This is a genomic window from Saccharopolyspora sp. NPDC002578, assembly GCF_053592695.1.
In genome coordinates, this window is sequence record NZ_JBSFWJ010000005.1 from 146,833 (window position 1) to 169,184 (window position 22,352).

At 70.3% G+C, this 22,352-nt stretch carries 20 protein-coding genes and 2 tRNA genes; 12 read left to right on the forward strand and 10 right to left on the reverse strand.

What is annotated here, in order from left to right:
• Positions 1–8: 8 nt before the first annotated feature.
• From dnaG to ACWD38_RS04810, 5 genes are all read left to right on the forward strand, one after another.
• A complete protein-coding gene (gene dnaG / locus ACWD38_RS04790) occupies positions 9–1,904 on the forward strand; it encodes a DNA primase (protein WP_184477732.1) in 1,896 nt (631 codons plus the stop codon).
• Positions 1,904–2,428 (forward strand): hypothetical protein, encoded by a 525-nt coding sequence (locus ACWD38_RS04795; RefSeq protein WP_450123365.1) that lies wholly within the window; start codon positions 1,904–1,906, stop codon positions 2,426–2,428. Before dnaG ends, ACWD38_RS04795 begins: the two co-directional genes overlap by 1 nt.
• Positions 2,429–2,468: 40 nt before the next feature.
• On the forward strand, positions 2,469–3,221 hold the full coding sequence (locus ACWD38_RS04800) for a trans-aconitate 2-methyltransferase (RefSeq protein ID WP_184477734.1): 753 nt from the start codon (positions 2,469–2,471) through the stop codon (positions 3,219–3,221).
• A 116-nt stretch (positions 3,222–3,337) separates the two neighbouring features.
• Positions 3,338–3,410: transfer RNA gene (locus ACWD38_RS04805), tRNA-Asn, on the forward strand.
• Between the two features lie 163 nt (positions 3,411–3,573).
• Positions 3,574–4,212 carry an HD domain-containing protein gene (locus ACWD38_RS04810; RefSeq protein ID WP_450123366.1) on the forward strand — a complete coding sequence of 213 codons (639 nt, stop codon included), beginning with the start codon at positions 3,574–3,576 and terminating at the stop codon, positions 4,210–4,212.
• A gap of 82 nt (positions 4,213–4,294) precedes the next feature.
• Here the strand turns inward: ACWD38_RS04810 and argG are convergent, their stop codons facing one another.
• The gene (gene argG / locus ACWD38_RS04815; protein ID WP_184477736.1) at positions 4,295–5,716 is read right to left on the reverse strand and encodes an argininosuccinate synthase; all 1,422 of its coding nucleotides are present in this window, start codon (positions 5,714–5,716) and stop codon (positions 4,295–4,297) included.
• A gap of 261 nt (positions 5,717–5,977) precedes the next feature.
• Between argG and ACWD38_RS04820 the strand changes: the two genes are divergently transcribed.
• Positions 5,978–8,260, forward strand: a complete 2,283-nt coding sequence (locus ACWD38_RS04820) for a prolyl oligopeptidase family serine peptidase (RefSeq protein WP_450123367.1) — start codon at positions 5,978–5,980, stop codon at positions 8,258–8,260.
• A 52-nt stretch (positions 8,261–8,312) separates the two neighbouring features.
• On the opposite strand, the gene ACWD38_RS04825 is transcribed toward ACWD38_RS04820, so the two are convergent.
• Both ACWD38_RS04825 and ACWD38_RS04830 read right to left on the reverse strand, forming a co-directional pair.
• Complete coding sequence (locus ACWD38_RS04825) at positions 8,313–8,918, reverse strand: TetR/AcrR family transcriptional regulator (RefSeq protein WP_184477738.1); 606 nt, start codon at positions 8,916–8,918, stop codon at positions 8,313–8,315.
• Between the two features lie 25 nt (positions 8,919–8,943).
• Complete coding sequence (locus ACWD38_RS04830; RefSeq protein WP_184477739.1) at positions 8,944–9,960, reverse strand: extracellular catalytic domain type 1 short-chain-length polyhydroxyalkanoate depolymerase; 1,017 nt, start codon at positions 9,958–9,960, stop codon at positions 8,944–8,946.
• A gap of 710 nt (positions 9,961–10,670) precedes the next feature.
• On the opposite strand from ACWD38_RS04830, the gene ACWD38_RS04835 reads away from it, so the two are divergent.
• Both ACWD38_RS04835 and ACWD38_RS04840 read left to right on the forward strand, forming a co-directional pair.
• Entirely contained in the window at positions 10,671–10,874 is a 204-nt protein-coding gene (locus ACWD38_RS04835; RefSeq protein WP_184477740.1) for a hypothetical protein, read from the forward strand.
• Between the two features lie 189 nt (positions 10,875–11,063).
• Positions 11,064–11,140, forward strand: a tRNA-Ile gene (locus ACWD38_RS04840).
• A 394-nt stretch (positions 11,141–11,534) separates the two neighbouring features.
• On the opposite strand, the gene ACWD38_RS04845 is transcribed toward ACWD38_RS04840, so the two are convergent.
• Complete coding sequence (locus tag ACWD38_RS04845; protein WP_343071238.1) at positions 11,535–11,861, reverse strand: FKBP-type peptidyl-prolyl cis-trans isomerase; 327 nt, start codon at positions 11,859–11,861, stop codon at positions 11,535–11,537.
• 238 nt (positions 11,862–12,099) lie between these two features.
• On the opposite strand from ACWD38_RS04845, the gene ACWD38_RS04850 reads away from it, so the two are divergent.
• Positions 12,100–12,732 (forward strand): pyridoxamine 5'-phosphate oxidase family protein, encoded by a 633-nt coding sequence (locus ACWD38_RS04850; protein ID WP_184477741.1) that lies wholly within the window; start codon positions 12,100–12,102, stop codon positions 12,730–12,732.
• A 63-nt stretch (positions 12,733–12,795) separates the two neighbouring features.
• Here ACWD38_RS04850 and ACWD38_RS04855 read toward each other — a convergent pair whose 3' ends face one another.
• From ACWD38_RS04855 to ACWD38_RS04875, 5 genes are all read right to left on the reverse strand, one after another.
• Positions 12,796–13,263: a VOC family protein gene (locus ACWD38_RS04855; protein ID WP_450123368.1), complete on the reverse strand. Its 468-nt coding sequence runs from the start codon at positions 13,261–13,263 to the stop codon at positions 12,796–12,798.
• Between the two features lie 109 nt (positions 13,264–13,372).
• Positions 13,373–14,233 (reverse strand): DUF3592 domain-containing protein, encoded by an 861-nt coding sequence (locus tag ACWD38_RS04860; RefSeq protein WP_184477742.1) that lies wholly within the window; start codon positions 14,231–14,233, stop codon positions 13,373–13,375.
• Between the two features lie 108 nt (positions 14,234–14,341).
• Positions 14,342–14,566, reverse strand: a complete 225-nt coding sequence (locus ACWD38_RS04865; RefSeq protein WP_343071239.1) for a YbdD/YjiX family protein — start codon at positions 14,564–14,566, stop codon at positions 14,342–14,344.
• On the reverse strand, positions 14,563–16,701 hold the full coding sequence (locus ACWD38_RS04870; protein ID WP_450123371.1) for a carbon starvation CstA family protein: 2,139 nt from the start codon (positions 16,699–16,701) through the stop codon (positions 14,563–14,565). The genes ACWD38_RS04865 and ACWD38_RS04870 overlap by 4 nt, the downstream gene beginning before the upstream one ends.
• A 245-nt stretch (positions 16,702–16,946) precedes the next feature.
• Positions 16,947–17,768, reverse strand: a complete 822-nt coding sequence (locus tag ACWD38_RS04875) for an LLM class F420-dependent oxidoreductase (RefSeq protein WP_184477744.1) — start codon at positions 17,766–17,768, stop codon at positions 16,947–16,949.
• A 507-nt stretch (positions 17,769–18,275) separates the two neighbouring features.
• Between ACWD38_RS04875 and ACWD38_RS04880 the strand changes: the two genes are divergently transcribed.
• Positions 18,276–18,800: a SigE family RNA polymerase sigma factor gene (locus ACWD38_RS04880; protein ID WP_343071240.1), complete on the forward strand. Its 525-nt coding sequence runs from the start codon at positions 18,276–18,278 to the stop codon at positions 18,798–18,800.
• Positions 18,797–19,831: a hypothetical protein gene (locus ACWD38_RS04885; protein ID WP_184477745.1), complete on the forward strand. Its 1,035-nt coding sequence runs from the start codon at positions 18,797–18,799 to the stop codon at positions 19,829–19,831. Before ACWD38_RS04880 ends, ACWD38_RS04885 begins: the two co-directional genes overlap by 4 nt.
• 57 nt (positions 19,832–19,888) lie before the next feature.
• Here the strand turns inward: ACWD38_RS04885 and ACWD38_RS04890 are convergent, their stop codons facing one another.
• On the reverse strand, positions 19,889–21,154 hold the full coding sequence (locus ACWD38_RS04890) for a hypothetical protein (RefSeq protein WP_450123369.1): 1,266 nt from the start codon (positions 21,152–21,154) through the stop codon (positions 19,889–19,891).
• Between the two features lie 406 nt (positions 21,155–21,560).
• Between ACWD38_RS04890 and ACWD38_RS04895 the strand changes: the two genes are divergently transcribed.
• Positions 21,561–22,064: a DUF3145 family protein gene (locus ACWD38_RS04895; RefSeq protein WP_184477747.1), complete on the forward strand. Its 504-nt coding sequence runs from the start codon at positions 21,561–21,563 to the stop codon at positions 22,062–22,064.
• The last annotated feature ends 288 nt before the right edge of the window (positions 22,065–22,352 follow it).

Sequence of the window (22,352 nt, forward strand, 5' to 3'; positions counted from 1 at the left end):
CTGGCGGTGTGGCTGGGAGGATCCGAGATAGCGACGTCGCCGAGGTACGTGATCGCATCCGGATCGACGAGATCGTCGGCGAGTACGTGGCGCTGCGCAACGCCGGCGGGGGCGCGATGAAGGGGCTGTGCCCCTTCCACGACGAGAAGACGCCGTCGTTCAACGTGCGCCCGAGCCACGGCACCTTCCACTGCTTCGGCTGCGGTGAGGGCGGTGACGTCATCGCGTTCCTCATGAAGTCCGAGCACCTCGGTTTCGTCGAATCCGTGGAGCGGCTGGCCGACCGCGCGGGCGTCCAGCTGCACTACGAGGGCGGGGTGCCGAGTGAGAAGCGCGATCGGGGGACCCGCGCGCGGATGGTGGAGGCGCACCGCGTCGCCGCCGAGTTCTACGCCGAGCACCTGCGTTCGCCGGAGGCGTTGCAGGGCCGCGAGTACCTCGCGGAGCGGGGCTTCGACGAGGCCGCCGCGACCCGGTTCGGTTGCGGATTCGCCCCGTCCGGGTGGGACAAGCTGACCAAGCACCTGCTGGGCAAGGGCTTCGAGCTCGACGAGCTCTACAAGTGCGGCCTGTCGAAGGAAGGTCGCCGCGGCCCGCTGGACCGGTTCCACCGCAGGCTGCTGTGGCCGTTGAAGGACCTGGCGGGCGACGTCGTCGGCTTCGGCGCGCGCCGGATCTTCGACGACGACCCGATCGAGGCGAAGTACGTCAACACCTCGGCGACGCCGATCTTCAACAAGTCGCAGGTGCTGTTCGGCATCGACCTGGCCAAGCGGGACATCGCGAAGCGGCATCAGGCGGTGGTCGTCGAGGGCTACACCGACGTCATGGCGATGCACTTGGCCGGTGTCCCGACGGCCATCGCGTCGTGCGGGACGGCGTTCGGCGACGACCACATCTCGGTGCTGCGGCGGCTGATGATGGACGACAACGCGTTCCGCGGCGAGGTCATCTTCACCTTCGACGGCGACGCCGCCGGGCAGAAGGCGGCGTTGAAGGCCTTCGACGGCGAGCAGCAGTTCGCGACGCAGACCTACGTGGCGATCACGCCGGACGGCATGGACCCGTGCGAGCTGCGCCAGGCCAGCGGGGACACCGCGGTGCGGGACCTGGTGGCGCGGCGGAAACCGCTGTTCGAGTTCGCCATCCGCAGCCTGCTCACCGAGTACGACCTGGATTCGGTGGACGGCCGGGTGGACGCGCTCCAGCGCACGGTGCCGCTGGTCGCGCAGATCAAGGATTTGGAACGTCGCGACGGCTACGCGGTGCAGCTGGCCGGTTGGGTCGGCTGGAACGACGAGAACCAGGTGGTGCGCCGAGTCCGCGAGTCGGCGGGCGCCCCGGTGAAGCAGCAGCCGCGACGTCGCCAGCAGCGCAATCCGGATCAGGATTCGCTGGGCGTGGACGTGGAGTTGCCGAAGCGGCCACGCCGGGACGATCCCCGCTGGTGCCAGCGGGAGACGTTGAAGCTCGCGCTGCAGGTGCCCGCGCTGGCGGGCCCCGTCTACGACTCGCTGCCGGACGAGGCGTTCACCGAGCCGTCCTACTCGCGGCTGCACCAGGCGATCGTCGCGGCGGGCGGCACGATGTCCGGCCTGTCCGGTGCCGGTCTGGTGGACGCGGTGGGGCGGGAATGCCCGGACGAGGTGACGCGGCGCCTGCTCACGCTGCTGGCAGTGGAGGCCCTGGACACGAAGTCCGAAGAGGATCCGCGCTACGTGGCCGGGGTGATCGCCCGCTTGCAGGAGATCATGGTCGGCCGCGAGATCGCGGACATCAAGTCGCGAGTGCAGCGGATGTCCCCGACGGAGCAGCCGGAGGAGTACAACTCGCTGTTCGGGGACATGCTGGCGTTGGAGCAGTACCGCCATTCGCTGCTGCACCAGGCCTCGGGAGCGTTGTGATGGCGTGGTTGCGCGGTTTCGTCGCCCGCTTGTCCGGCACGGCGGAGCTGCCCGTGGACTTCGCGGGTGAGCTCACCGGCGACGAGCGGGTGCTGGCGGTGGCGCGCTCGGCCGAGGGCCCGCTGGTCGCCACGCACCTGGGCTTGTGGTTGCCGTCGGGGCGCCGCCTCGGCTGGCACCTGGTGAGCAAGGCGACCTGGAACGACGGCGCGCTGACCTTGATCGAGTCCGCGGAGTCCGGTCCGGCGGGCGAGGCGGTGCTGCTGCGGGACCTGCCGCCGCAGCGCGTCGCGCTCACCGAGCCTGGCAGGTTGCCGGAGGTCGTGCACGAGCGCGTGACCGGCTCCATCCGCAGCACGCAGCACCGGGAGTTCCCGGCGGGCGGCGCGCGGTTCGTGCAGCGCAAGGTGCCGGGCCGCAACGGCCTGGTGCTGCAGGTCCGCGCCGACCCGGGCACGGACGAGGACGCGCTCGCGCCGGTGGCCGCCGAGGTGGCGCAGCGGCTGCGCGGCGCTGCGCGCTGACGGCTGGACAACCCAACAGTACGGTCGTACTGTTTTTCGGGTGTGGGATCCACAGAAGTACCTGTCGTTCAGCGAGCACCGCGACCGCCCCGCGCACGACCTGATGGCCCGCGTCCCGGCGCGCCGAGCCCGCCGGATCGTCGACCTCGGCTGCGGCGCCGGCAACCTCACGCGGCTGCTCGTCGACCGCTGGCCGGGAGCCGAGGTCGAGGCCACCGACTCCTCGCCGGAGATGGTCGAGGCCGCGCGGGCCAACGGGATCGACGCGCACCGGCAGGACGTCCGCGACTGGGAGCCGCGGCCCGATTCCGACGTCGTGCTGTGCAACGCGGTGCTGCAATGGGTCCCCGAGCACGTCGACCTGCTGCGCTCCTGGCTCCCGGCGCTGCCCGCGGGCGCCGCGTTCGCCTTCCAGGTGCCCGGCAACTTCGATTCCCCGTCGCACCGCGAGATCCGCGACCTGCTCGGCGAGCAGGGGTGGGAGGTGCCGGGGCTGCTGGGCGCCGACGCCGTGCGCTCACCCGCGGAGTACGCCGAGGTCGTCGCCGACCTGGGCCTGTCGGTCGACGCGTGGGAGACGACCTACGTGCACCGGCTCAACGGCCCGGACCCGGTCCTGGAGTGGATCAGCGGCACCGCGCTGCGGCCGGTGCGGGCCGCGCTGGACGCCGAGCAGTGGACGGCGTTCCGCGCCGAACTCGGCGCCCGGCTGCGCGCGGCGTACCCGGCTCGGCCGGACGGCACGACGTGGCTGCCGTTCCGACGGATCTTCGTCATCGCCCACCGCCGCTGAGCATGGCGCTGTGACCTGCGGTGTTCGTGGGTCCAGGGGGGGTGTGAGAAGGGCTTGGCGGATGGGTTAAAGTAGTACACGTCAGCGAGCAAGGGGCTGGCGAGCACAACCGACATTCCTCCATAGCTCAATTGGCAGAGCATTCGGCTGTTAACCGGAGGGTTACTGGTTCGAGTCCAGTTGGAGGAGCACTTCACGAAACCCCAGGTCAATGACCTGGGGTTTCGTGCGTTCAAGGGTGCTTTCGCGGAGGTCGGCGCAGCCCCGGCGAGCGCGCGACCGCCGTGGCGACGCGGCGGCCCGCGCGCGACCCTGGTCCCGGTCAGCAGAACCGAGACGAGGGGCGGCACCGATGAGTTCGACCATCGCGGGCGTGGAGATCCCGGACAGCGCGCTGGCCCGGGAAGCCACCGAGCTGGTGCGCGACGTCGCCTCGCCGCTGCTGTACGACCACTCCCGGCGGGTGTTCCTGTGGGGTGCGCTGCGCGGACGCGACGAGGGCGTGCGGTTCGACGCGGAGCTGCTCTACGTCGGGGCGATGTTCCACGACCTCGGCCTGACCGAGCGGTACCGCCGCGCCGACCAGCGATTCGAGCTCGACGGGGCCGACGAGGCCCGCGCTTTCCTGCGCGGGCACGGCATCGACGAGCCGCGGGCCGAGCGGGTGTGGACGGCGATCGCGCTGCACACCACTCCTGAGATCCCGCTGCACATGGCCGCCGAGATCGCCCTGGTCACGCGGGGAGTGGAGCTGGACGTGCTGGGCATCGGCCACGACGCGGTCACCGCCGAGCAGCGCGCCGCCGTGGTCGAGGCGCATCCGCGCCCGGACTTCAAGAACGGCATCCTCGCCGCGTTCACCGCGGGCGTCGAGCACCGCCCGGCGACGACGTTCGGCAACGTCAAGGCGGACGTGCTGGCGCACTGCGTCCCCGGATTCGTGCGCGGCGACTTCGTCGAGGTCATCAAGAACTCGCCGTGGCCGGAATGAGCCCCGGCCGAACTCCGCCACGACGCACGCGGGGCCGGCGCGACGCTGCGGTCGCACCGGCCCCGGTGTGTTCGGCGGCGGGTCAGTCCGTGCCCACCTCGATGGCGGCGTGGTCGAGCGCCTCGGACTCGACGCCGTCCTCGCCGGTGCGCGCCGCGATCGCGGAGGCTCCGCCCGGAGCCAGCTCGCCGACGAGTTCGCCCCACGCGGTGAGCGAACCGTGGCCGCCGCCCTCGTAGAGCTCCAGCATGCTGCGGGAGTCGGCGATGTCCAGGTTGCGCATGGACAGCTGGCCGATGCGGTCGTTCGGGACGAACGCCTGGTCCTTGCTGCGCTCCATGGACAGCTTGTCCGGGTGGTAGCTCAGGCGCGGGCCGTCGGTGTTGAGGACCGTGTAGTCCCAGCCGCGGCGCAGCCGCACCGTGACGCTGCCGGTGATCGGGTAGCCGATCCAGCGCTGCAGGGACTCCCGCAGCATCAGGGCCTGCGGGTCGAACCAGCGGCCCTCGTAGAGCAACCGGCCGAGGCGGCGGCCCTCGGAGTGGTACATCGCCACGGTGTCCTCGTTGTGGACCGCGTTGAGCAGCCGCTCGTAGGTGATGTGCAGCAGCGCCATGCCCGGCGCCTCGTACACGCCGCGGCTCTTCGCCTCGATGATCCGGTTCTCGATCTGGTCCGACATGCCGAGGCCGTGCCTGCCGCCGATGGTGTTGGCGGCGTGGACGAGGTCGACGTCGGAGTCGAAGGACTTCCCGTTGATCCGCACCGGGCGGCCGTGCTCGAACTCGACGGTGACGTCCTCGGCCGGGATGTCGACGGCGGAGTCCCAGAAGGGCACGCCCATGATCGGGTCGACGATCTCGAGCGGGGTGTCGAGGTATTCGAGCTTCTTGGCCTCGTGGGTGGCGCCCCAGATGTTGGCGTCGGTGGAGTACGCCTTCTCCGCGGAGTCGCGGTAGGGCAGTTCCCGCTCGACCAGCCAGGCGGACATCTCGTCGCGCCCGCCGAGCTCGTTGACGAAGTCCTCGTCCAACCAGGGCTTGTAGATGCGCAGGTCCGGGTTGGCCAGCAGGCCGTACCGGTAGAAGCGCTCGATGTCGTTGCCCTTGTAGGTGGAGCCGTCGCCCCAGATGGACACGTCGTCCTCGCGCATGGCGCGCACCAGCAGCGTGCCCACCACCGCGCGACCGAGCGGCGTGGTGTTGAAGTACGCCTGCCCGCCGGAGCGGATGTGGAAGGCGCCGCAGGCCAGGGCGGCGAGGCCTTCCTCGACCAGCGCGGCGCGGCAGTCGATCAGCCGCGCGCGCTCGGCACCGTAGACGCGCCCGCGTTCGGGCACGTCGGACAGGTCCGGCTCGTCGTACTGGCCGATGTCGGCTGTGTAGGTGTACGGCAGGGCGCCGCGTTCGCGCATCCAGGCCACCGCGACCGAGGTGTCCAGCCCGCCGGAGAAGGCGATGCCGACCCGCTCACCCACTGGAAGATTATTCAGGACCTTCGACATGTATTCATGGTAACAAGCCCCGCCGGGCTTCTCGAGAAGTGTCCTCGTATCTGGTGCAAGGTGCGTGCGGTCCGGCGCCGGAGCCGCCGGTTTCGTCGGAGATCATCACGTATAAATATGCAAATCCGAGGTGATGGCTGCATACGAACGGAGCAGTCCCGAGTCCGGCACGGGCGTTCCGGCTGGTCGGGGCAGGAGTGACCTGGATCATCCGCCCGGAGGCTTGAGCCTGCCGCGACGGCCGGGTGTTCGCTCGGAGCCATGACCCCGAACCACGGAACCGAGCCGGCGATCCGGCTGACGAACGCGGACTACGCCCGCGCGGAGATCATGCAAGACCCGTACCGGGCGCGGCGCGTGCCCGGCGGCTCGGTGCGGCCGCGGTGGCTGTCCGGCGGACGCCGCTTCTGGTACCGGGCGGGCGCCCGCCACGTCGTGGTGGACCCGGCCGAAGGCACCCGCCGCGACGCGTTCGACCACGACCGGCTGGCCGCGGCGCTGTCGGTGGCGGCGGGCCGCGCGGTCGCCGCGGACGACCTGCCGATCACCTCGGTCGACCTCGACGTCCCGGAGCACGAGGACTGGACGGTGCGGTTCTCGGCGTTCGAGTCCCGCTGGGAGTGGTCCGACGGCGCAGGCACCTGCACCCGCGTCGAGGACGCCGAGCCGCTGCCCGGCGAGGTCGTGTCGCCGGACAAGGCGTGGATCGCCTTCCGCCGCGACGGCGACATCGTGGTCCGCTCCCGCGACGGCGAGCAGGAGTTCGCGCTCACCGACGACGCCGAGCCGCACTTCGACTACGGCGGACTTCCCGAAGCGCTGGGCATGCGCGCGCTGATGCGCAACCTCGGCCTGCCGGCGCCGCTGGCGGTGTCCTGGTCGCCGGACTCGACCCGCCTCCTGGTGCACCGGCTCGACCAGCGCGACCTGCCCGAGCAGGTGCTCGTGGAGTCCGCGCCCCGCGACGGCGGCAGGCCCGTGGAACACCGGTCCCGCTACCCGATGCCCGGCGACGCGGCGCAGGCGACGATGCAGTGGGCCGTGCTGGACGTCGCCACGCGCGGTGTCGTGCGACAGCAGGACGAGCCGTACGTGATCGTGCATCCGGCGAGCATCGCCTACCAGTGGTGGTCGGGGGAGAAGGGCGACGCGGTGCACTTCCTGCGTCACTCCCGCGACGCCCGCACCTTGGAGCTGCGCCGCCTCGACCCGGCCACCGGCGCGGTGACCACGCTGATCAGCGAGAGCGGTGAGACGCGGGTCGACCCGACCCCGCAGCTCGGGGAACCGGCGATGGTGCACGTGCTGGATTCCGGCGAGATCCTCTGGTGGTCGCAGCGCGACGGCTGGGGGCACCTCTACCTGCACTCCGCCGACGGCGAGCGCGTCGCGCAGGTGACCTCCGGGCAGTGGCCGGTGCGCAAGGTCCTGTGGGTGGACCAGGACGCGCGGCAGGTGTGGTTCCTGGCCGCCGGGCTCGTCGACCACGATCCCTACGTCCGCCAGATCTGCCGGATCGGTTTCGACGGCACCGGTTTCACCCGCCTCACCGACGACGACCTCGATCACGACGCGGTGAGCCCGGCGGAGGGCGGTTACCTCGTCGACCGGGCCTCCACCGTGAGTTCCCCGCCCCGCTCGGCGGTGCTGGGCGGGGACGGGCAGGTCCTGGTCGAGCTCGAAGCACCGGACGCGGGAGGGCTCGAAGCCCTCGGCTGGCGCCCGCCGGAGCGGTTCCGCACGACCGCCGCCGACGGGAAGACCTCCATCCACGGACTGCTGTGGCGCCCGCACGGCTTCGACCCCGGCCGCCGCTACCCGGTGATCGACTGCATCTACCCCGGCCCGCAGGTCCACCGGGCCGGACCCGCGTTCGACAGCGCCGTACCGGGCGAAGCGGAAGCGCTGGCAGCACTGGGATTCGCGGTCGTCGCCGTCGACGGGCGGGGCACCACGGGCCGCGGCAAGGCGTTCCACGACCACTCCTACGGCGCCCTCGACGACGCCGGTTCGCTCGTCGACCACATCGCCGCGATCCGCGAACTCGGCCACCGGCACCCGTGGCTCGACACCGAGCGGGTCGGCATCACCGGACACTCCGGCGGCGGGTTCGCCACCGCGCGCGCCATGCTCGCCCACCCCGAGTTCTACTCGGTCGGAGTCGCCCTGGCCGGGAACCACGACATGGGCGTCTACGTCCCCATGTGGCCCGAGCAGTACCACGGCGAGATCGACGACGAGAGCAAGCGCGCGTTGTCGAACCCGGCGCTGGCCGCGAACCTGCAGGGCAAGCTGCTGCTGATCCACGGCGAGCTCGACGACAACGTGCTCCCCGCGCACACCCTGCGTCTGGTGGACGCGCTCATCGAGGCCGACAAGGACGTCGACGTGCTGCTGATCCCCGGCGACGAGCACGCGCTGCTGCGCCGCAAGCACTACGTCACGCGCCGCACGTGGGACTACTTCGTGCGCCACCTGCACGGCACCGAACCGCCCGCCCACCGCCTCGCCCCGCACCCGCTTCCGCTCGGCGAAGGTTCCTGACCCGAGGTCGGTGCGCCGCCCGACCGGACGGGCGGCGCACCGACCCGGTGGTTCACGGCAGGGCCAGGCCGGCCGTGATGAAGTCGCGGTAGTGCGCCACGACGCGCGCCCTCGGCACCTCGGGGTGGGCGAGCCACCAGCGGCCGAGCTGTTCGCCGACGCCGCTGATCGCGTAGGCGAAGGCGGTGGCGCGCTCCTCGTCGAAGGACGCGAAGTGGCCGACCATCTCGGCGATCCGGGTGATGGTTCCCAGCCGCATGGCGGCGATTCCCGCGGCCAGTTCCGCGGAGAGCGCGGTGCTGGGGGTGAACAGGATCTTCCAGCGCTGGGGGTCGTGTTCGAGGATCTCGAAGAAGATGTCCCCGGCCCGCCCGATGACCGCTCCGGCACCCGCCCCCGACTCGATCATGATCTCAGGTTCGCGGATCCGGCTCTCCAGCTCGGAGCGAGCTCGTCGCACGCAGCCGAGGAACACCTCGTCCTTGGTCGCGTAGTGCGAGTACACCATCGGCCGGGTCACCCCGGCGCTGCGAGCGATGTCCTCCATCGAAGTGCCCTCGATCCCGCGTTCCGCGAACAGCCCCTCGGCGATGTCGAGCAGCTGGGCGGCACGCGCTTCGCGGGACAGGCGGGTTCGACGCGGCGCGGGGCCGGTCATGCGCGGACCTCCGCTGGGGACGACGTCATCGTGCTCCTCCTCGCATCGGGTGGGCGGCGGCGAATTCCCAGATGACGCGCGCCATGTCCGGCCCGGCCCGGTCGGTGAACAGACCGCTGGCCGCGGGCCCGGACCAGGCGTGCGCCATGCCCGAGACCAGGTAGTGCTCGATCAACGGGGCTCCGGACGCGGTGTAGGTCGAGTGGACGTACGGGTGGCGCCCCGGTGGATTCTGCCGCTGCACCGCATCCGGTACGGCGTCGACGTCCCCGTCGAGCCGGCCGTCGTCGACGAGGTCGTTGACCGCGGCCCAATGCTCGACCAACCGCGTGGCCACGAACGGCGGGACTGCCTCATCGCGGTCGCCTTGGAACACGAGCAGCGGGACCCGGCGGGCGCGCGGCCCCATCTGGGCGTGGGCTTGCCCGGCCGTGTAGGTGGGCGGTACCCGGCCGGGATCTTCCGCGTCGACCTGGTCCAGGGCGTATTCGCCTCCGGCCACCGACGTGGCGGTGGCGAACACGTCGGGATAGGTGGCGCCCAGGATCACCGCCGTGCCCGCGCCCGACGACGCCCCCGCCACGTGCACCCGAGCGGGATCGGCGTTGAACTCCGAGACGACGCGGCGGGCGACCCCGGCGAGCAGTTCGGGCTCGCCGCGGCCTCGGTGCTGGTGCCGGGAGTCGTTGGAGTTCCAGCAGTTCAGCTTGTCCGCGAACGGGGTCTGCGTCGGGTAGACGACGATGAATCCCGCTTCGTCGGAGAGCCGGTCGAACCGCGTCGTGCCCTTCATCGAGTTCCACCCGAAGCCGGTCATCCCGCACCCGTGCAGCGCCATCACGACCGGTGGACGGAGGTCGTCGCGGTAGTTCGCCGGTAAGTGGACCTGGTAGAGCACGCGGCCTTGGTCGCTGGAGTACGTCCCCAACCGGTCGCGGTCACCGGAGGAACCGGGCAGCCCGAACTGGAACCCCAGCGACAGGAGCACGACGAGCGCGAGCGCCACACCGCTCGACACCAGGAACTTGCGAGATCTGAGCAAGGGAGGAACTCCGGTTCAGGAGGGCGTTTCCGGTGGTATACGGCTTGTCCAGTAGAACTATACACACTGTCAAGTTGTGAGTGATCGTTCCGCGTTGCCGGACGAGAGATAGCGGCGCCCGAAAAATCCGCTCTAGTGCGAAATTTCCTGTTGTGTCAGGAGAAGTGGAGGCCCGCGCGACCGTCCGCGGCGTCCCGGAGGGCGGTGGTGGCCGAAGCGGGGCTTCGGCGGGCGGCTGGTATGCTGATCGCAGAGTCTGAAGCCGGTTGAACCAGGCAGAATCAGGGTTCGCGAAGGCACGAAGAGGTGTCGACATCCCTGGATCGGCCTTCGTCGAACGGCGCTCAGATCAGTCGGCTAACCAAGGGTTGACGAACCGCGAAGGGGTGCCAATTCGGCACCTTTTTTGATGTTCATGGAACCAGTTCCACTCTTTCGGGCGATTCAGTCTCGGGTTGATCAGGGTCGGGTAACGATTCTGATGAGCTCGCCGATCTGATTCGTGCAGCTCGACGACACCCCGCTTCCCCCTGAGGTTTTCCCGCAGGTCACAGCGGGCATGGATGATCAGGATCGGCCCGTGGTCCCAGCCGCGTGGCATGAACCAAATCGATTCATGATGCATGAGAACCAACGAAACTCCCACTGCTCTCCGTCCTCGGGGCAGTGGTGCACAAACGGGGACGACAAGAAGGACGGGGGAAGTCGGGATGTCCGCTCCAGGAATCGGCAAGGAAAACCACTTCGCACTGCCCGATCTGGCCACGGTGGCGCAGCTGCCGAAGCCGATCAGGGCTCTGGTCTATTTGGTCATGCTGTCGCTGCTGACGGTGGCGGGGATCAGCGCCCTGCTGGCCACCATCGTGATCATCGGTCAGCTGACCGGTGCCTTCAGCATCACGGCGTTCATGTGACGCTGCGACGAGAACGGGCCGGCACCCACGGGTGCCGGCCCTTTTTGCTGCCACGAACGGATTCCCCGCCACCGCCCCGCATCACGGCCCAGGTCTAGCGGTTTCGCCCGGTCGAGCGGGCAACCCAACGAGCTTCTCGCCGCCCAGCCTCGCTACGATCACCCAGAGGAGCGTTTCATCACGCCATCGGGGGCAGTAGCTCAGTTGGTCAGAGCAGCGGACTCATAATCCGTCAGCCGTGGGTTCAAGTCCCACCTGCCCCACCACCTGACCTGCGGCGGAGCTTGCAGCAAGATCCAATTTCGTGGGATTCGGTTCGGGTTCGGGTTCGTGCGGTGCCGGATGCTGACGAGGCCGAATCGGGAAGCACTGCAGGACACTCCGCGTGAGCGTTTATTCCGCAGTGACGTTGGCTTCCGGCAAGCGGACGTACTCGCGCGATGCGGTGAGGGGGCAGGCGAGGCCGACCGGAAGCGGGCCGAGCGCCTGCTGAACAAGTTGCTGTCGCAGGCCTATGGGAGGCATTCGTCGGCGATGTTGTCCTGCACCCTTGGCGAGTGGCTGCGGACGAACGAGATCGAGCAGTGCACCCGCGAAACGTACGAGGGTTCCGGTTCCCGCCCGGGTGTCGGCCGGGGCGGGGCCCCGGCCGACTTCGGGTCACTTGACCTCGAGGAGTTCCACGTCGAAGTGCAGGGTGGCGTTCGGCGGGATGATCGGCGGGACGCCGCGCTCGCCGTAGGCCATGGAGGGCGGGATCACCAGGGTGCGGGTGCCGCCGACGCGCATGCCGGTGACGCCGCGGTCCCAGCCCTCGATGACCTGGCCGGAACCCAGGGTGAAGTTCAGGCCTTCGCCCCGGTCGTGGGACGAGTCGAACTTCGAGCCGTCGCTGAGCGTGCCCGTGTAGTGCAGGGTCACGTCGTTGCCCGGCTGGGCCTCGGTGCCGTCGCCGACCTTGGTGTCCTCGACCTGAAGATCGCTCACATCATCCTCCTCGGTTTGCGGACCGCTCAGTCTGCCTTGCAGGGAACGCCGGTGAGGGGGCGGGTCCGCGGTCTCGCGAGGGGAAAAGCGGGGCCGAGTTGTTCGAGTCGGAAATGGCCGGCTGCTTTTCGCACTTCTGGATCGGTGGTGTGGGGTGGTTCATTCTGCTCGCGCGTTGTGCCGGCCCCGGCCGCGTGGTCATCGTGAACGGGGCGTTCGTTTTCCGGGGAGGTGGGCGATGAGCAGGTACGCGCGGCTGGCGTTCACCGACGCGGTGCGGAACATGCAGGTGGAGCAGGGGAGCCGGCCGGTGCACCGGAAGGAGCTGGGTGCGGCGGTAGGGCTCGAAGCCGATCCGCTGGGGGATCGGGAGCGCGATTTCATCGCGGCGCGCGACGGTTGTTATCTCGCTTCCGTCGGGGAGACCGGGTGGCCTTACGTGCAATTCCGCGGTGGTCCCGCCGGATTCGTGCACGTCCTGGATTCCGGCACTCTCGGATACGCCGATGTGCGGGGGAACCGCCAGTACATCACCGATGGGAACGTGCGCGGTGACGATCGGGTGGCGCTGTTCTTCATGGACTACGCGACGCGCACCCGGCTGAAGCTGTTCGGGCACGCCGAGGTGCGCGACGTCGCCGAGGAACCGGAGCTCGCGGCCCGGTTGGACGAACCACGTACCGAGGGCCGGGTCGAGCGGCTCGTGCTGATCCGAATCGAGGGCTACGACTGGAACTGCCCGAAGCACATCCCGCACCGCTATTCGGAGGCCGACCTGGCCGCGGTGCACGTTCGCCTGAATCGCGCCGAGAACGAGAACGCCGCTCTCCGCGCCCGCCTCGCCGCCCTCGGCGAGTCCCTGCCGGAGTGAGTGAACGGACCGTTCGTCCGATCTCGTTGGACGAACGGTCCGTTCACTCCGAAGCCACGTCGGCTACGCGTAGGCGCGGCGGAGGGCGGCGAGGTCGAGCTTGTGCATGGTGAGCATTTCCCGCATGACGCGGTTGGAACGCTCGGGGTCGGGGTCGCGCAGCATGTCGGTGAGCTCGGTGGGGACGATCTGCCAGGACAGGCCGTAGCGGTCCTTGACCCAGCCGCACGGTCCCTGTTCGCCGCCCGCGACGAGCCGCTCGGTCATCCGGTCCACTTCTTCCTGCGAGTTGCAGTCCACGTGCAGCGAGATCGCTTCGGTGAACGAGAACTCGGGGCCGCCGTTGAGGCCGAGGAACTGCTGACCGGCCAGTTCGAACGTCACCAGCAGCACCGTGCCGGGGGCACCGGGGCCCGCTTCGCCGTAGTGCTGGATCTCGGTGATCCGCGAATTCGCGAAGATCGACGTGTAGAACCGCGCCGCCTCTTCCGCCTGGCCGTCGAACCACAGGCACGTGGTGATCTTCTGCATGACGTCCTCCCCGCTCGCACCGCGCCGAACGCGCCGCACCTGACAGGAAGACCGTGCTCGCCCGCAGGACTCATCGCAGGCCGAGGGCGAGGCCGCAGCTGTCCGAACGTCAGAGATACGTGGGGATCATCGTGAGGAGGAACAGCAAGAGCAGCACGGCGGGCACGTTCGCCCGAAGCACGGGTGCCCACGACGCGTTCTCAGCCTGCTGCGGCCGATCACGGTGGTAGACGACGGGAATTCGGGCGCCGGCGCGCTTGGGAACGCGCCGACTCGCGAACTGGATTCGTCGTCCGTCGTGATCTTCGAAGTCGACGAGCCAGGCCGCCGACTGCGAAGCGTCGGTCCTGCGGACCACCACGCCCTCCGTGTGGATCCCGGTCCGGTGCAGTAGCGCGAAGCTGGTGATCCGCAGAACCGGAAGGGTCAGCGCGAGAAGCAGGATGCCCGCGCAGACGGCGGTGGTGAACATGGACGTGGACGCCGAGCTCGAGTCGGCGGGAGCTTGCGGGGCGGGAGCCTGCGGGGCGGGGGGAGCCAGCGGGGCGGGATCCGAAAGCAGGGTGACCGCGAACGCGACGGCCCCGAAGCAAAGAAGTGCGCCTAGCATGAACGCGAAGGGCGCGATCTTCCACGGTGTGCCTTCGGTCGCCGCCAACCTCGAAGTCCCAGGATCCTCCGGCAGGTAGAGCACGTCCGCTTGGTCCCCGACAGGGGTGAAGGTGTCGTGGGAATCGGTCGGCGTCAAGGTGAACTGGCCGCCCTGCTGATCGCTGTAGCCGTACAGCGGCTGATCGATCGTGTGTCCTCGCTCATGACCGATTACGGTCGCCGTCGTCCGAACGCCGTGGTCCCGCAATCGTCGGGTGACTCGCACTTCGCGCCCGCCGTGCCACAGGACGGCGATGCCTACGGCGAGCAGGAACACGCAGACGATCAACCCGGGTACGTGATCCTCAGTGATCGTCACGAAGCACCCCGCAGATCGTGTCGACGCGTACGTCGCGATCTCACCAGAGGATTCGCCGCGGCCGCCAGGAACCGTGCCCGAACGGCCGCAGGGCGCTGCCCGCCCGGCTCAGCAGCAGCGGGAGCCGGGGTGGGTGTCGCCGCGGTCGACGTGGCGCCGCCAGAACTCGCGCTCGCCCAGCGGCGTGCTGCTCGCGTGGTGGTGGCGGTGGTGCTCCAGGTACCGCTCGTAGGCGGTTTCGCCGACGATGCCGCGGGCGATCTGCCAGGCCTCGCGGGCGGAGCGTCCCAGCCGGGACAGCACCGCCCGCGAGGAAGGCGTCCGGGAACTCACGTGCCCGCGCCCACTTCCTGGCGGTCCTCCGGTTCGCGGCGTTCCCGCTGGATGCGCCGCTCTTCAGCGGTGGGGATGAGACCGGCCGGTGCCCACAGCTGCGACTCGGTGTGCGGCGTTTCGGTGTCCTTCAGCGGCTGAGTGCTGCGCAGCGCCTGAATCCACACCCGGATCGCGTCGACCAGCACGATGAGGATCAGCACCGCGAACAGCACGCTGAGCACGCCGCACACGGTGGAGTTCGTGACCACCTGGCGCATCTCCTCGACGGAGCCCGCCGAGCCCTTGCTGGTCTGCCCGGCGTCGATCGCCGCCTGGTACGCGGCGCGCTGGGAGAAGAAGCCCAGCTTCGGGTCGGCGGAGAACACCTTCTGCCAGCTCGCCGTCAGCGTCACGACCGCGTCCCAGGCCAGCGGGACGATCGTCACCCAGGCGTACTTCGCGCGCCCGGACTTGATCAGGACCGTGGTGGCCACCGCCAGCGCCACCGCCGCGAGCAGCTGGTTGGCGATGCCGAACAGCGGGAACAGCTGGTTGATGCCGCCCAGCGGGTCGTTCACGCCGGTCCACAGGAAGTAGCCCCAGCCGCCGACGATGGCGGCGCTGGAGATCCAGATGCCGGGCTTCCAGGTCACGTCGCCGAAGCGCTTCCACACGTTGCCGACGGTGTCCTGGATCATGAACCGCCCGACGCGGGTCCCGGCGTCGACGGTGGTGAGGATGAACAGCGCCTCGAACATGACCGCGAAGTGGTACCAGAACGCCCGCATCGCGTCCCCGCCGAGGACCTGCGAGAACACCTCCGAGAGCCCGAGCGCGAGCGTCGGGGCGCCGCCGCTGCGGCCCACCAGCGTCTCCTCGTCCACGGCGGCGGCCGCGGCGGCGAGCTGTTCGGGGGTGATCTGGAAGCCCACTCCGGCGACGGCTTGCGACGCGGACTGCAACGTGTCGCCGAGCGCTGCACTGGGCATGTTCATCGCGTAGTACATGCCGGGGTCGATGATGCAGGCCGCGGCCAGCGCCATGATCGCCACGAACGACTCGGTGAGCATCCCGCCGTAGCCGATGACGCGGACCTGCGACTCCTTCTCGATCAGCTTCGGCGTGGTCCCCGAGGACACCAGCGCGTGGAAGCCGGAGAGCGCACCGCAGGCGATCTGGATGAACACGAACGGGAACAGCGTGCCCGCGAAGACCGGGCCCTGGCCGTTCCAGGCGAACTCGGTGATCGCCTCGGTCTTCATCACCGGCATCGCGATCAGGATCGACACCGCCAGCATCACGATGACGCCGACCTTCATGAACGTGCTCAGGTAGTCCCGCGGCGCCAGCAGCATCCACACCGGCAGCACCGAGGCGATGAAGCCGTACACCACCAGCGCGAGCACGACCTGGTTGCCGGAGAGCGTGAACGTCTCGGCCAGTGCGGAATCGGCGACCCAGCTGCCGCCGATGATGCTCAGCAGCAGCAGGACGATGCCGATGATCGAGGTCTCGATGATCCGGCCGGGCCGCAGGTAGCGCAGGTAGATGCCCATGAACAGGGCGATGGGGATGGTCATCCCGATGGAGAAGGTGCCCCACGGCGAGTCCTTCAGCGCGCCGACCACGACCAGCGCCAGCACCGCCAGCAGGATGATCATGATCGCGAGCACGGCGATCAGCGCCGCGATGCCGCCGACCGGGCCGATCTCCTCGCGGGCCATCTGGCCGAGGCTGCGGCCGTCGCGGCGGGTGGAGAAGAACAGCACCACCATGTCCTGCACGGCGCCGGCGAACACGACGCCGACGATGATCCAGATCGTGCCGGGCAGGTACCCCATCTGCGCGGCCAGCACCGGGCCGACGAGCGGGCCCGCGCCCGCGATGGCGGCGAAGTGGTGCCCGAACAGGACTCTGCGGTCCGTGGGCTGGAAGTCGGTGGCGTTGTTCAGCCGCTCCGCCGGTGTCGCGCGGGTGTCGTCCACCCGCAGCACCCGGTAGGCGATGAACCGCGCGTAGAACCGGTATCCGATCGCGTAGGAGGCGAGCGCGGCGAACACCAGCCAGGCGGCGGAGATCTCCTCGCCGCGGCCGAGCGCGATGACTCCCCAGGAGATGGCGCCGATCACGGCCACCAGCACCCACACGACGATCTGCTTCGGACTCCACTTGCGTTGCGGCGACGCCTCGTCCGTCGGCGCCGTCGTCGTCGTGTTCCCCACCGTCCCCGGTCTCCGTTCCGCGATCAAAGCAGTTGTGCATGCAACTTGCCGTTGTGATCGCACCGATCTGCAAAGCAGTCGCAAGGATCTGCCTGCGATGTCCCCCATGTCCAGTGCAAGACCGGGAAGTAACCAGGATGTAAGGGGCCGTCGCCGCACCGGCGGCCCCTCACGGCTCAGCTGTGCTCGGTCACCACACCGGCCAGCAGGTCGAGCCGCTCCAGCGACTCGTCCCGCGGCTTGGTCGGCAGGTAGAACAAGATCCGATCCACCCCGGCCTCCGCGTACTCCTCGACCACCGAGTCCTTCGGCGCCGCGTACAGCGACACCGGGACCCGCCAGCCCGCGTGCTCGCGCACCTTCGCGATCAGGTCGCCGAGGTTCTCGGTGCCCGCGCGGGGCAGCCAGCCCCCGCCGTACTCGGCGACCCGGTCGAAGGAGCGCTTGCTCTCGCCGCCGATGTAGATCGGCGGATGCGGTTGCTGCACCGGCTTCGGCCACGAGTAGATCGGGTCGAAGTCCACGTGCTCGCCGTGGAACTCGGCGAGCTCCTTCGTCCAGATCTCCCGCATGGCCCGGATCCGCTCGTCCATCAGCGCGCCGCGCCTGCCCGGATCGGTGCCGTGGTTGCGCATCTCGTCGCGGCTCCACCCCGCGCCGATGCCGAAGATCGCCCTGCCTCGGGAGACGAGGTCGAGGCTGGCGACCTCCTTCGCGGTGGTGATCGGATCGCGCTGGATCATGAGCGCGATCCCGGTGCCCAGCAACAGGTTCTCGGTCACCGCGGCCGCCGCGGTGAGGCTCACGAACGGGTCGAGCGTGCGGTAGTAGATCCGCGGCAGGTCACCGCCGCCGGGATACGGGGTGTCGCGGCTCGCGGGAACGTGGGTGTGCTCGGCGAGGAAGAGCGAGTCGAAACCGCGGTCCTCCAGCGCGCGCCCGAGTTCCGCTGGGCCGATGCCCTCATCGGTGTTGAACGTCGAGATGCCGAACTTCATGGCCGGTTGAGGCGGCCGGGAGGCCGCCTATCCTCCCATCGCGTGCCGGGTGTGGAACCGTGCTGTCCCGCTGCCGAACGGTAGTCGAACGAAGACCCGGCGGCATCGGCTGCCAAACGGGCGAGTGAGGGTGCCGATGATCGGCTGACCAGCGACGACGTCAAACGGGTGATCTTGTGGTGTGGTGATTCTTACCCGCTGTCGAGGCCCGGGGGAGCGGCCCGCGGGGCCGTTGCGGTCCTTTGTGGAGCAACGCGCCGCCGGGGCGGCGAGCGAGCCCGTGCGCGGGCGAATCGGCCACCCGGACGAGGCACCCGCGCGCTCGGGGCCGCCGCGGTCGGCGGCCGATCCGGACGATCACTCCGCGACCGCACTCGTGGCGGACGGTAAGCTGCGCCTCTCCGCCGGTCGGAGCTTCGATCGGGAAATCTGGTCCGCGTCGGCTGCCAACCGCGAAGGGGGTCTCGGGCGTCATGCAGAGATGTGACGGTTTCGATCGCATTGCCCGTGACCGCCTGGCCGGGCGACGGGCTGGCGGCCATGGATGAACTGACGACCAAACTCACCGAGCTCTACCAGGACAACTACCGGCAACTGCTGCGGATCGCGGTGCTGCTCGTCGATGACCGGGCTTCGGCCGAGGACATCGTGCAGGACGCGTACGTGCGGGTCTTCGACTCCAGGACGCGGCTGCGCGACCCGGACAAGGCGCTGGCGTTCCTGCGGCAGGCGGTGCTCAACCGGGCTCGGTCGGTGCTGCGCCGCCGCATGGTCGCCAAGCGCTACCAACCCCGGATCGCCACCGAGGACTCGCGGCCGGACGACACCGGACGCGGCCTGGACCGCGCAGTGCTCGCGGACGCCCTCACCCACCTGCCGCGCAGGCAGCGGGAAGCGGTGGTGCTGCGGTACTACGCCGACTTCAGCGAGGCGCGGACCGCGCAGCTGATGGGCGTGAGTCAGGGTGCGGTCAAGTCGTACTGCTCGCGGGGAGTGGCTCGGCTTTCGGATTTGCTGCGGGAGCGGGTGTGAGGGATCCAGACGACACGCAGGCCGTCGACGAGCTGCGCAGCGGGCTGCGCGCGCTGGTGGACGACGTCGAGCCGCGCGGCGACACGCTGCCGCGGCTGCTCGCGGCCCGCCAGCGCCGATCGCGGCGACCGTCCCGGCGCCCGCTGATCGCCGCGGGAGGGGTGGCGGTGGCCGCCTCCGCGGTGTTCCTGGTCGCGCTGGCGGTGGTGCCCGGCACCAGTCCGCGCCAGGCGGAGCCGGTCAGCATCGCGCCGAACAGCTACGTCGCGGCGCCGGAACCGGGCACGCTCGCCTCGTTCGACGTGCTCACCGGCAAGCAGCACGAGGTGCTCGCCGACGTCGGAGGACCCGTGCAAGGCGGCCTCGCCGCCGACGGCGACCGCGTCTACGCGACCGTCCCGGCCGCGGGCGGCAGCGACATAGTCGTGCTCGGGCCCGATCGGATCATCAGGCCGGTCGCGCACCGCACCGGCACGGACACCGCGCTGGCGGCCGGCGGTGGTCGGCTCGCCTACGCGGAGGGCGACGACGTGGTGGTCGACGGAACCGGCGGGCCGCAGCGGATCGGGTTGCCCGCGGGCGAGCAGGCGCTCGACCTGGCGGTGGACCGCGAGGGACGGCTCGCGGTGCTCACGTCCCGGTCCGAGATCCACGTGGTGGCTCCCGGCGCCACCGAACTGGGCGCTCCGATGCCGACGCCTCCCGCCGGGGCGTGCGCCCCGCAGGCGGTGGCCTGGTCCGACAGCGACGTCGCGGTGCTCACCCCGGCCGAATGCGGCAACCCGCCCGCCGAGCGGATGCGGATCAGCACGCTCGACCGGGACAGCGGCGCCGCGGTCGGTGGCGGCGTCCCGTTCGACACCGGCGGCGCGCTCGCCGCGGAGCAGGTGCAGCTGTCCGTGGACCGGGTTGGACGGTACCTGGTGTCGGTCGCGGACGGCAGGCAGTGGCTGGTGGACGGTGCGGACGTGCGCCCGGTGGCACCGGCGTGCGCCGACGCCGGGTGCGTTCCCGCGACCTTCTGGGGCTGATCACGGGCGACCGGTGGAATCCGCGCTCGGCGGGTTCCACCGGTGCCGCGCGGCGGCCTACTCGGGCGCGCGCAACCGCAATCCGCGTTCGGCGAGCACGCGCAGCGAGACGTCGTCCGGATCGGACTTCCCGGAGGCCCAGGCCGCCTGCACGATCCGCACCTGGGAGCCGGTCTGCTGCACCGCCCGCGCCGCGCCGTCGAACTCGGCGGGCGGACCGGGTTCGGCGGCCGGGTCGGAGAGACCGCCGGAACCCGGAGTGTTCAGCAGTTCCCGCAGGTTCCGCGCCGGTGTCGCGTCACCGAGGTCCACCACCGCGAGGGACGTGGTGGCCGCCCGGCCCGCGGCTTCGCTGTCGAAGACCTGCCTGGACAGCGACTCGCACGGATGCCGCTGGAACCAGGCCCGCACGTCGCCGAACGAGGCTTCGGCGCAGTCGCCGCCGAGGTCGGCCGCGGTGCGCTCGAACGAGACCCCGTCCACCTGCTGCGCGGTCATGTCCCGGGTCGAGCCCGAAGCACCCGCCCACACCGAGGACAGCACCGCCCCGGCGAGCACGGCGGCGGCCGCGCCGAGCGCGGTCAGCACCGTGCGCCGCGACAGGCCGCCCAGCCGAGCGCGCAGCCCGGCCGGTGCCGCGGCCGGAACCGGCGCCGGTTCCTCGTCGCGCACCTTCGGGATCAGCAGCGTGTTCGCCGACGCGAGGTCGGGGGTCACGGAATCGGGGAAGCCCTCCGCGGTCAGCTCCGCGACGGAGAGCCGGCCCGCGCGTTCGTCGAGGATGCGCAGCACCTTCCGCGCCGGCTCGACGCCGCAGGCGCGTTCGTAGGTGGCGAGTTCGCGGACGGCGGCGAGCATGCTCGTCGTGGACGGGTACAGCACCCGCACGCCGCGGTGCAGGTCGTTCGTCGGCTGGGTGATCCGGGCGACGTAGGGGCCGAGCGCGACGATGGCGGCGACGGGCATCGGCTCCGCGTCGCGGGACTGCAACGCGCGGGCCAGCGCGGCGGCCGATTCCAGCGCTTCCAGCGCCGGGTTCATCGCGGCGGTCTGGCGCAGCAGCGGCCAGCCGTCGACCGTCCACGGGGTCTGCACCGGCGCCTCCACGGCGAGCGCGGACTCCGGGAGATCGGTGCCGACGACGACCACGATGCCGCGCGGCAGCACCAGGACCGCGTCCAGCGTGCGCGGCGCGCCCGGCGGTTCGGCGCCGAAGACGGCGACCCCGCCGAAGACACCGCTGCCGGGACCCCACGCCGCGATGGCCGCCCGGATGTCCGCGCCGATCTTGGTCGGCTCCTTGCCGAGCCGCACCACCCGCATGGTCGTCTCCGTTCCCGCGATCGAGCTCCACTCGCCCGGTCGGTCTACGGCCGCCGGGTCCGGCAGGCATTGTCGCCTACTGCGCGTGCTCCCCCATTCGAGTGGTATCCGACACTCGTCCGCACCTGCGGGACTGGGCCGTCCGGGGCACCGGTTCGTCCGCTCGGGCGGCCCTGGAACTGCGAGGACCTCGCTCCGGCAGGAACGGGGGAGTCCCGCGAACGGTATCGGAACGACGTGCCCCGGTCGGGCAGTTCATCAACTTCATGTGGCGGGCGTGGTCAACGCCCGTGCAGAATGACGCCGCACACCACCGATCCACCGCGACGCGGATGATCGGCGGCCGGGCCACCGCCGGACGAGGTCGTAGGGGAAGACGTCCCTCGTCGAACAGCGGAGGTCAGCAGTGAGCACCCGTGGCAGCACCAGTGGCGTGGTCTACGTCCACTCGTCGCCGTCTGCGGTCTGTCCGCACATCGAGTGGGCCGTCGCCGGCGCACTCGGCATGCGGACCGAACTCCGCTGGACGGCGCAACCCGCGGCGCCTGGGCAGTTGCGCGCCGAACTCACCTGGACCGGGGAACCCGGAACGGGGTCCCGCTTGGTCACCGCGTTGCGCGCGTGGCCGATGCTCCGGTTCGAGATCACCGAGGACCCCAGTCCGGGCATCGACGGGCAGCGGTTCTGCCACGTCCCCGGACTCGGCCTGTGGAACGCACGCACCAGCGCCAACGGCGACATCGTGGTGAGCGAAGACCAGCTGCGCACCCTCGCCGCCAACAGCCGGGGCTCCGAATCGTTCACCCACCGCGTCGACCAGCTGCTCGGCGCGGCGTGGGACCAGGAACTGGAACTCTTCCGCCACGCCGGAGACGGAGCCCCAGTCAGCTGGCTCCACCGAGTCGGCTAACCCCACCAAACCAAGCAAAACCCATGCCCCGGGCAGCGAAGCCAAGCCTGCCTCGCGGCCAAAGGCCGTGCCTTTGCGGCGAAGCCGCGCACTGTGCAGCGAAGCCGTGCTTTGGGCTGCGAAGCAAGCCTGCTTTGCGGCCGTAGGCCGTGCCTGTATGTGCGGAGCACATAGCCCACGTCGAGAAGTCGACCACCCGCGGGTTCTCAGTCGGTCTCTCGCGAGGACAGCTTTTTGCCGCGTGGCGGGGCCACACGGGGAAAAGATACCGCAGCGAGAGACCGACTG

What these genes read in the sequence shown, in the direction of transcription:
- ACWD38_RS04795 (WP_450123365.1), top strand. Translation starts at nt 1,904, where the DNA reads ATGGCGTGGTTGCGCGGTTTCGTCGCCCGCTTGTCCGGCACGGCGGAG.
- ACWD38_RS04810 (WP_450123366.1), top strand. Translation starts at nt 3,574, where the DNA reads ATGAGTTCGACCATCGCGGGCGTGGAGATCCCGGACAGCGCGCTGGCC.
- argG (WP_184477736.1), bottom strand. Translation starts at nt 5,716, where the DNA reads ATGTCGAAGGTCCTGAATAATCTTCCAGTGGGTGAGCGGGTCGGCATC.
- ACWD38_RS04820 (WP_450123367.1), top strand. Translation starts at nt 5,978, where the DNA reads ATGACCCCGAACCACGGAACCGAGCCGGCGATCCGGCTGACGAACGCG.
- ACWD38_RS04825 (WP_184477738.1), bottom strand. Translation starts at nt 8,918, where the DNA reads ATGACCGGCCCCGCGCCGCGTCGAACCCGCCTGTCCCGCGAAGCGCGT.
- ACWD38_RS04835 (WP_184477740.1), top strand. Translation starts at nt 10,671, where the DNA reads ATGTCCGCTCCAGGAATCGGCAAGGAAAACCACTTCGCACTGCCCGAT.
- ACWD38_RS04850 (WP_184477741.1), top strand. Translation starts at nt 12,100, where the DNA reads ATGAGCAGGTACGCGCGGCTGGCGTTCACCGACGCGGTGCGGAACATG.
- ACWD38_RS04855 (WP_450123368.1), bottom strand. Translation starts at nt 13,263, where the DNA reads ATGCAGAAGATCACCACGTGCCTGTGGTTCGACGGCCAGGCGGAAGAG.
- ACWD38_RS04875 (WP_184477744.1), bottom strand. Translation starts at nt 17,768, where the DNA reads ATGAAGTTCGGCATCTCGACGTTCAACACCGATGAGGGCATCGGCCCA.
- ACWD38_RS04890 (WP_450123369.1), bottom strand. Translation starts at nt 21,154, where the DNA reads ATGCGGGTGGTGCGGCTCGGCAAGGAGCCGACCAAGATCGGCGCGGAC.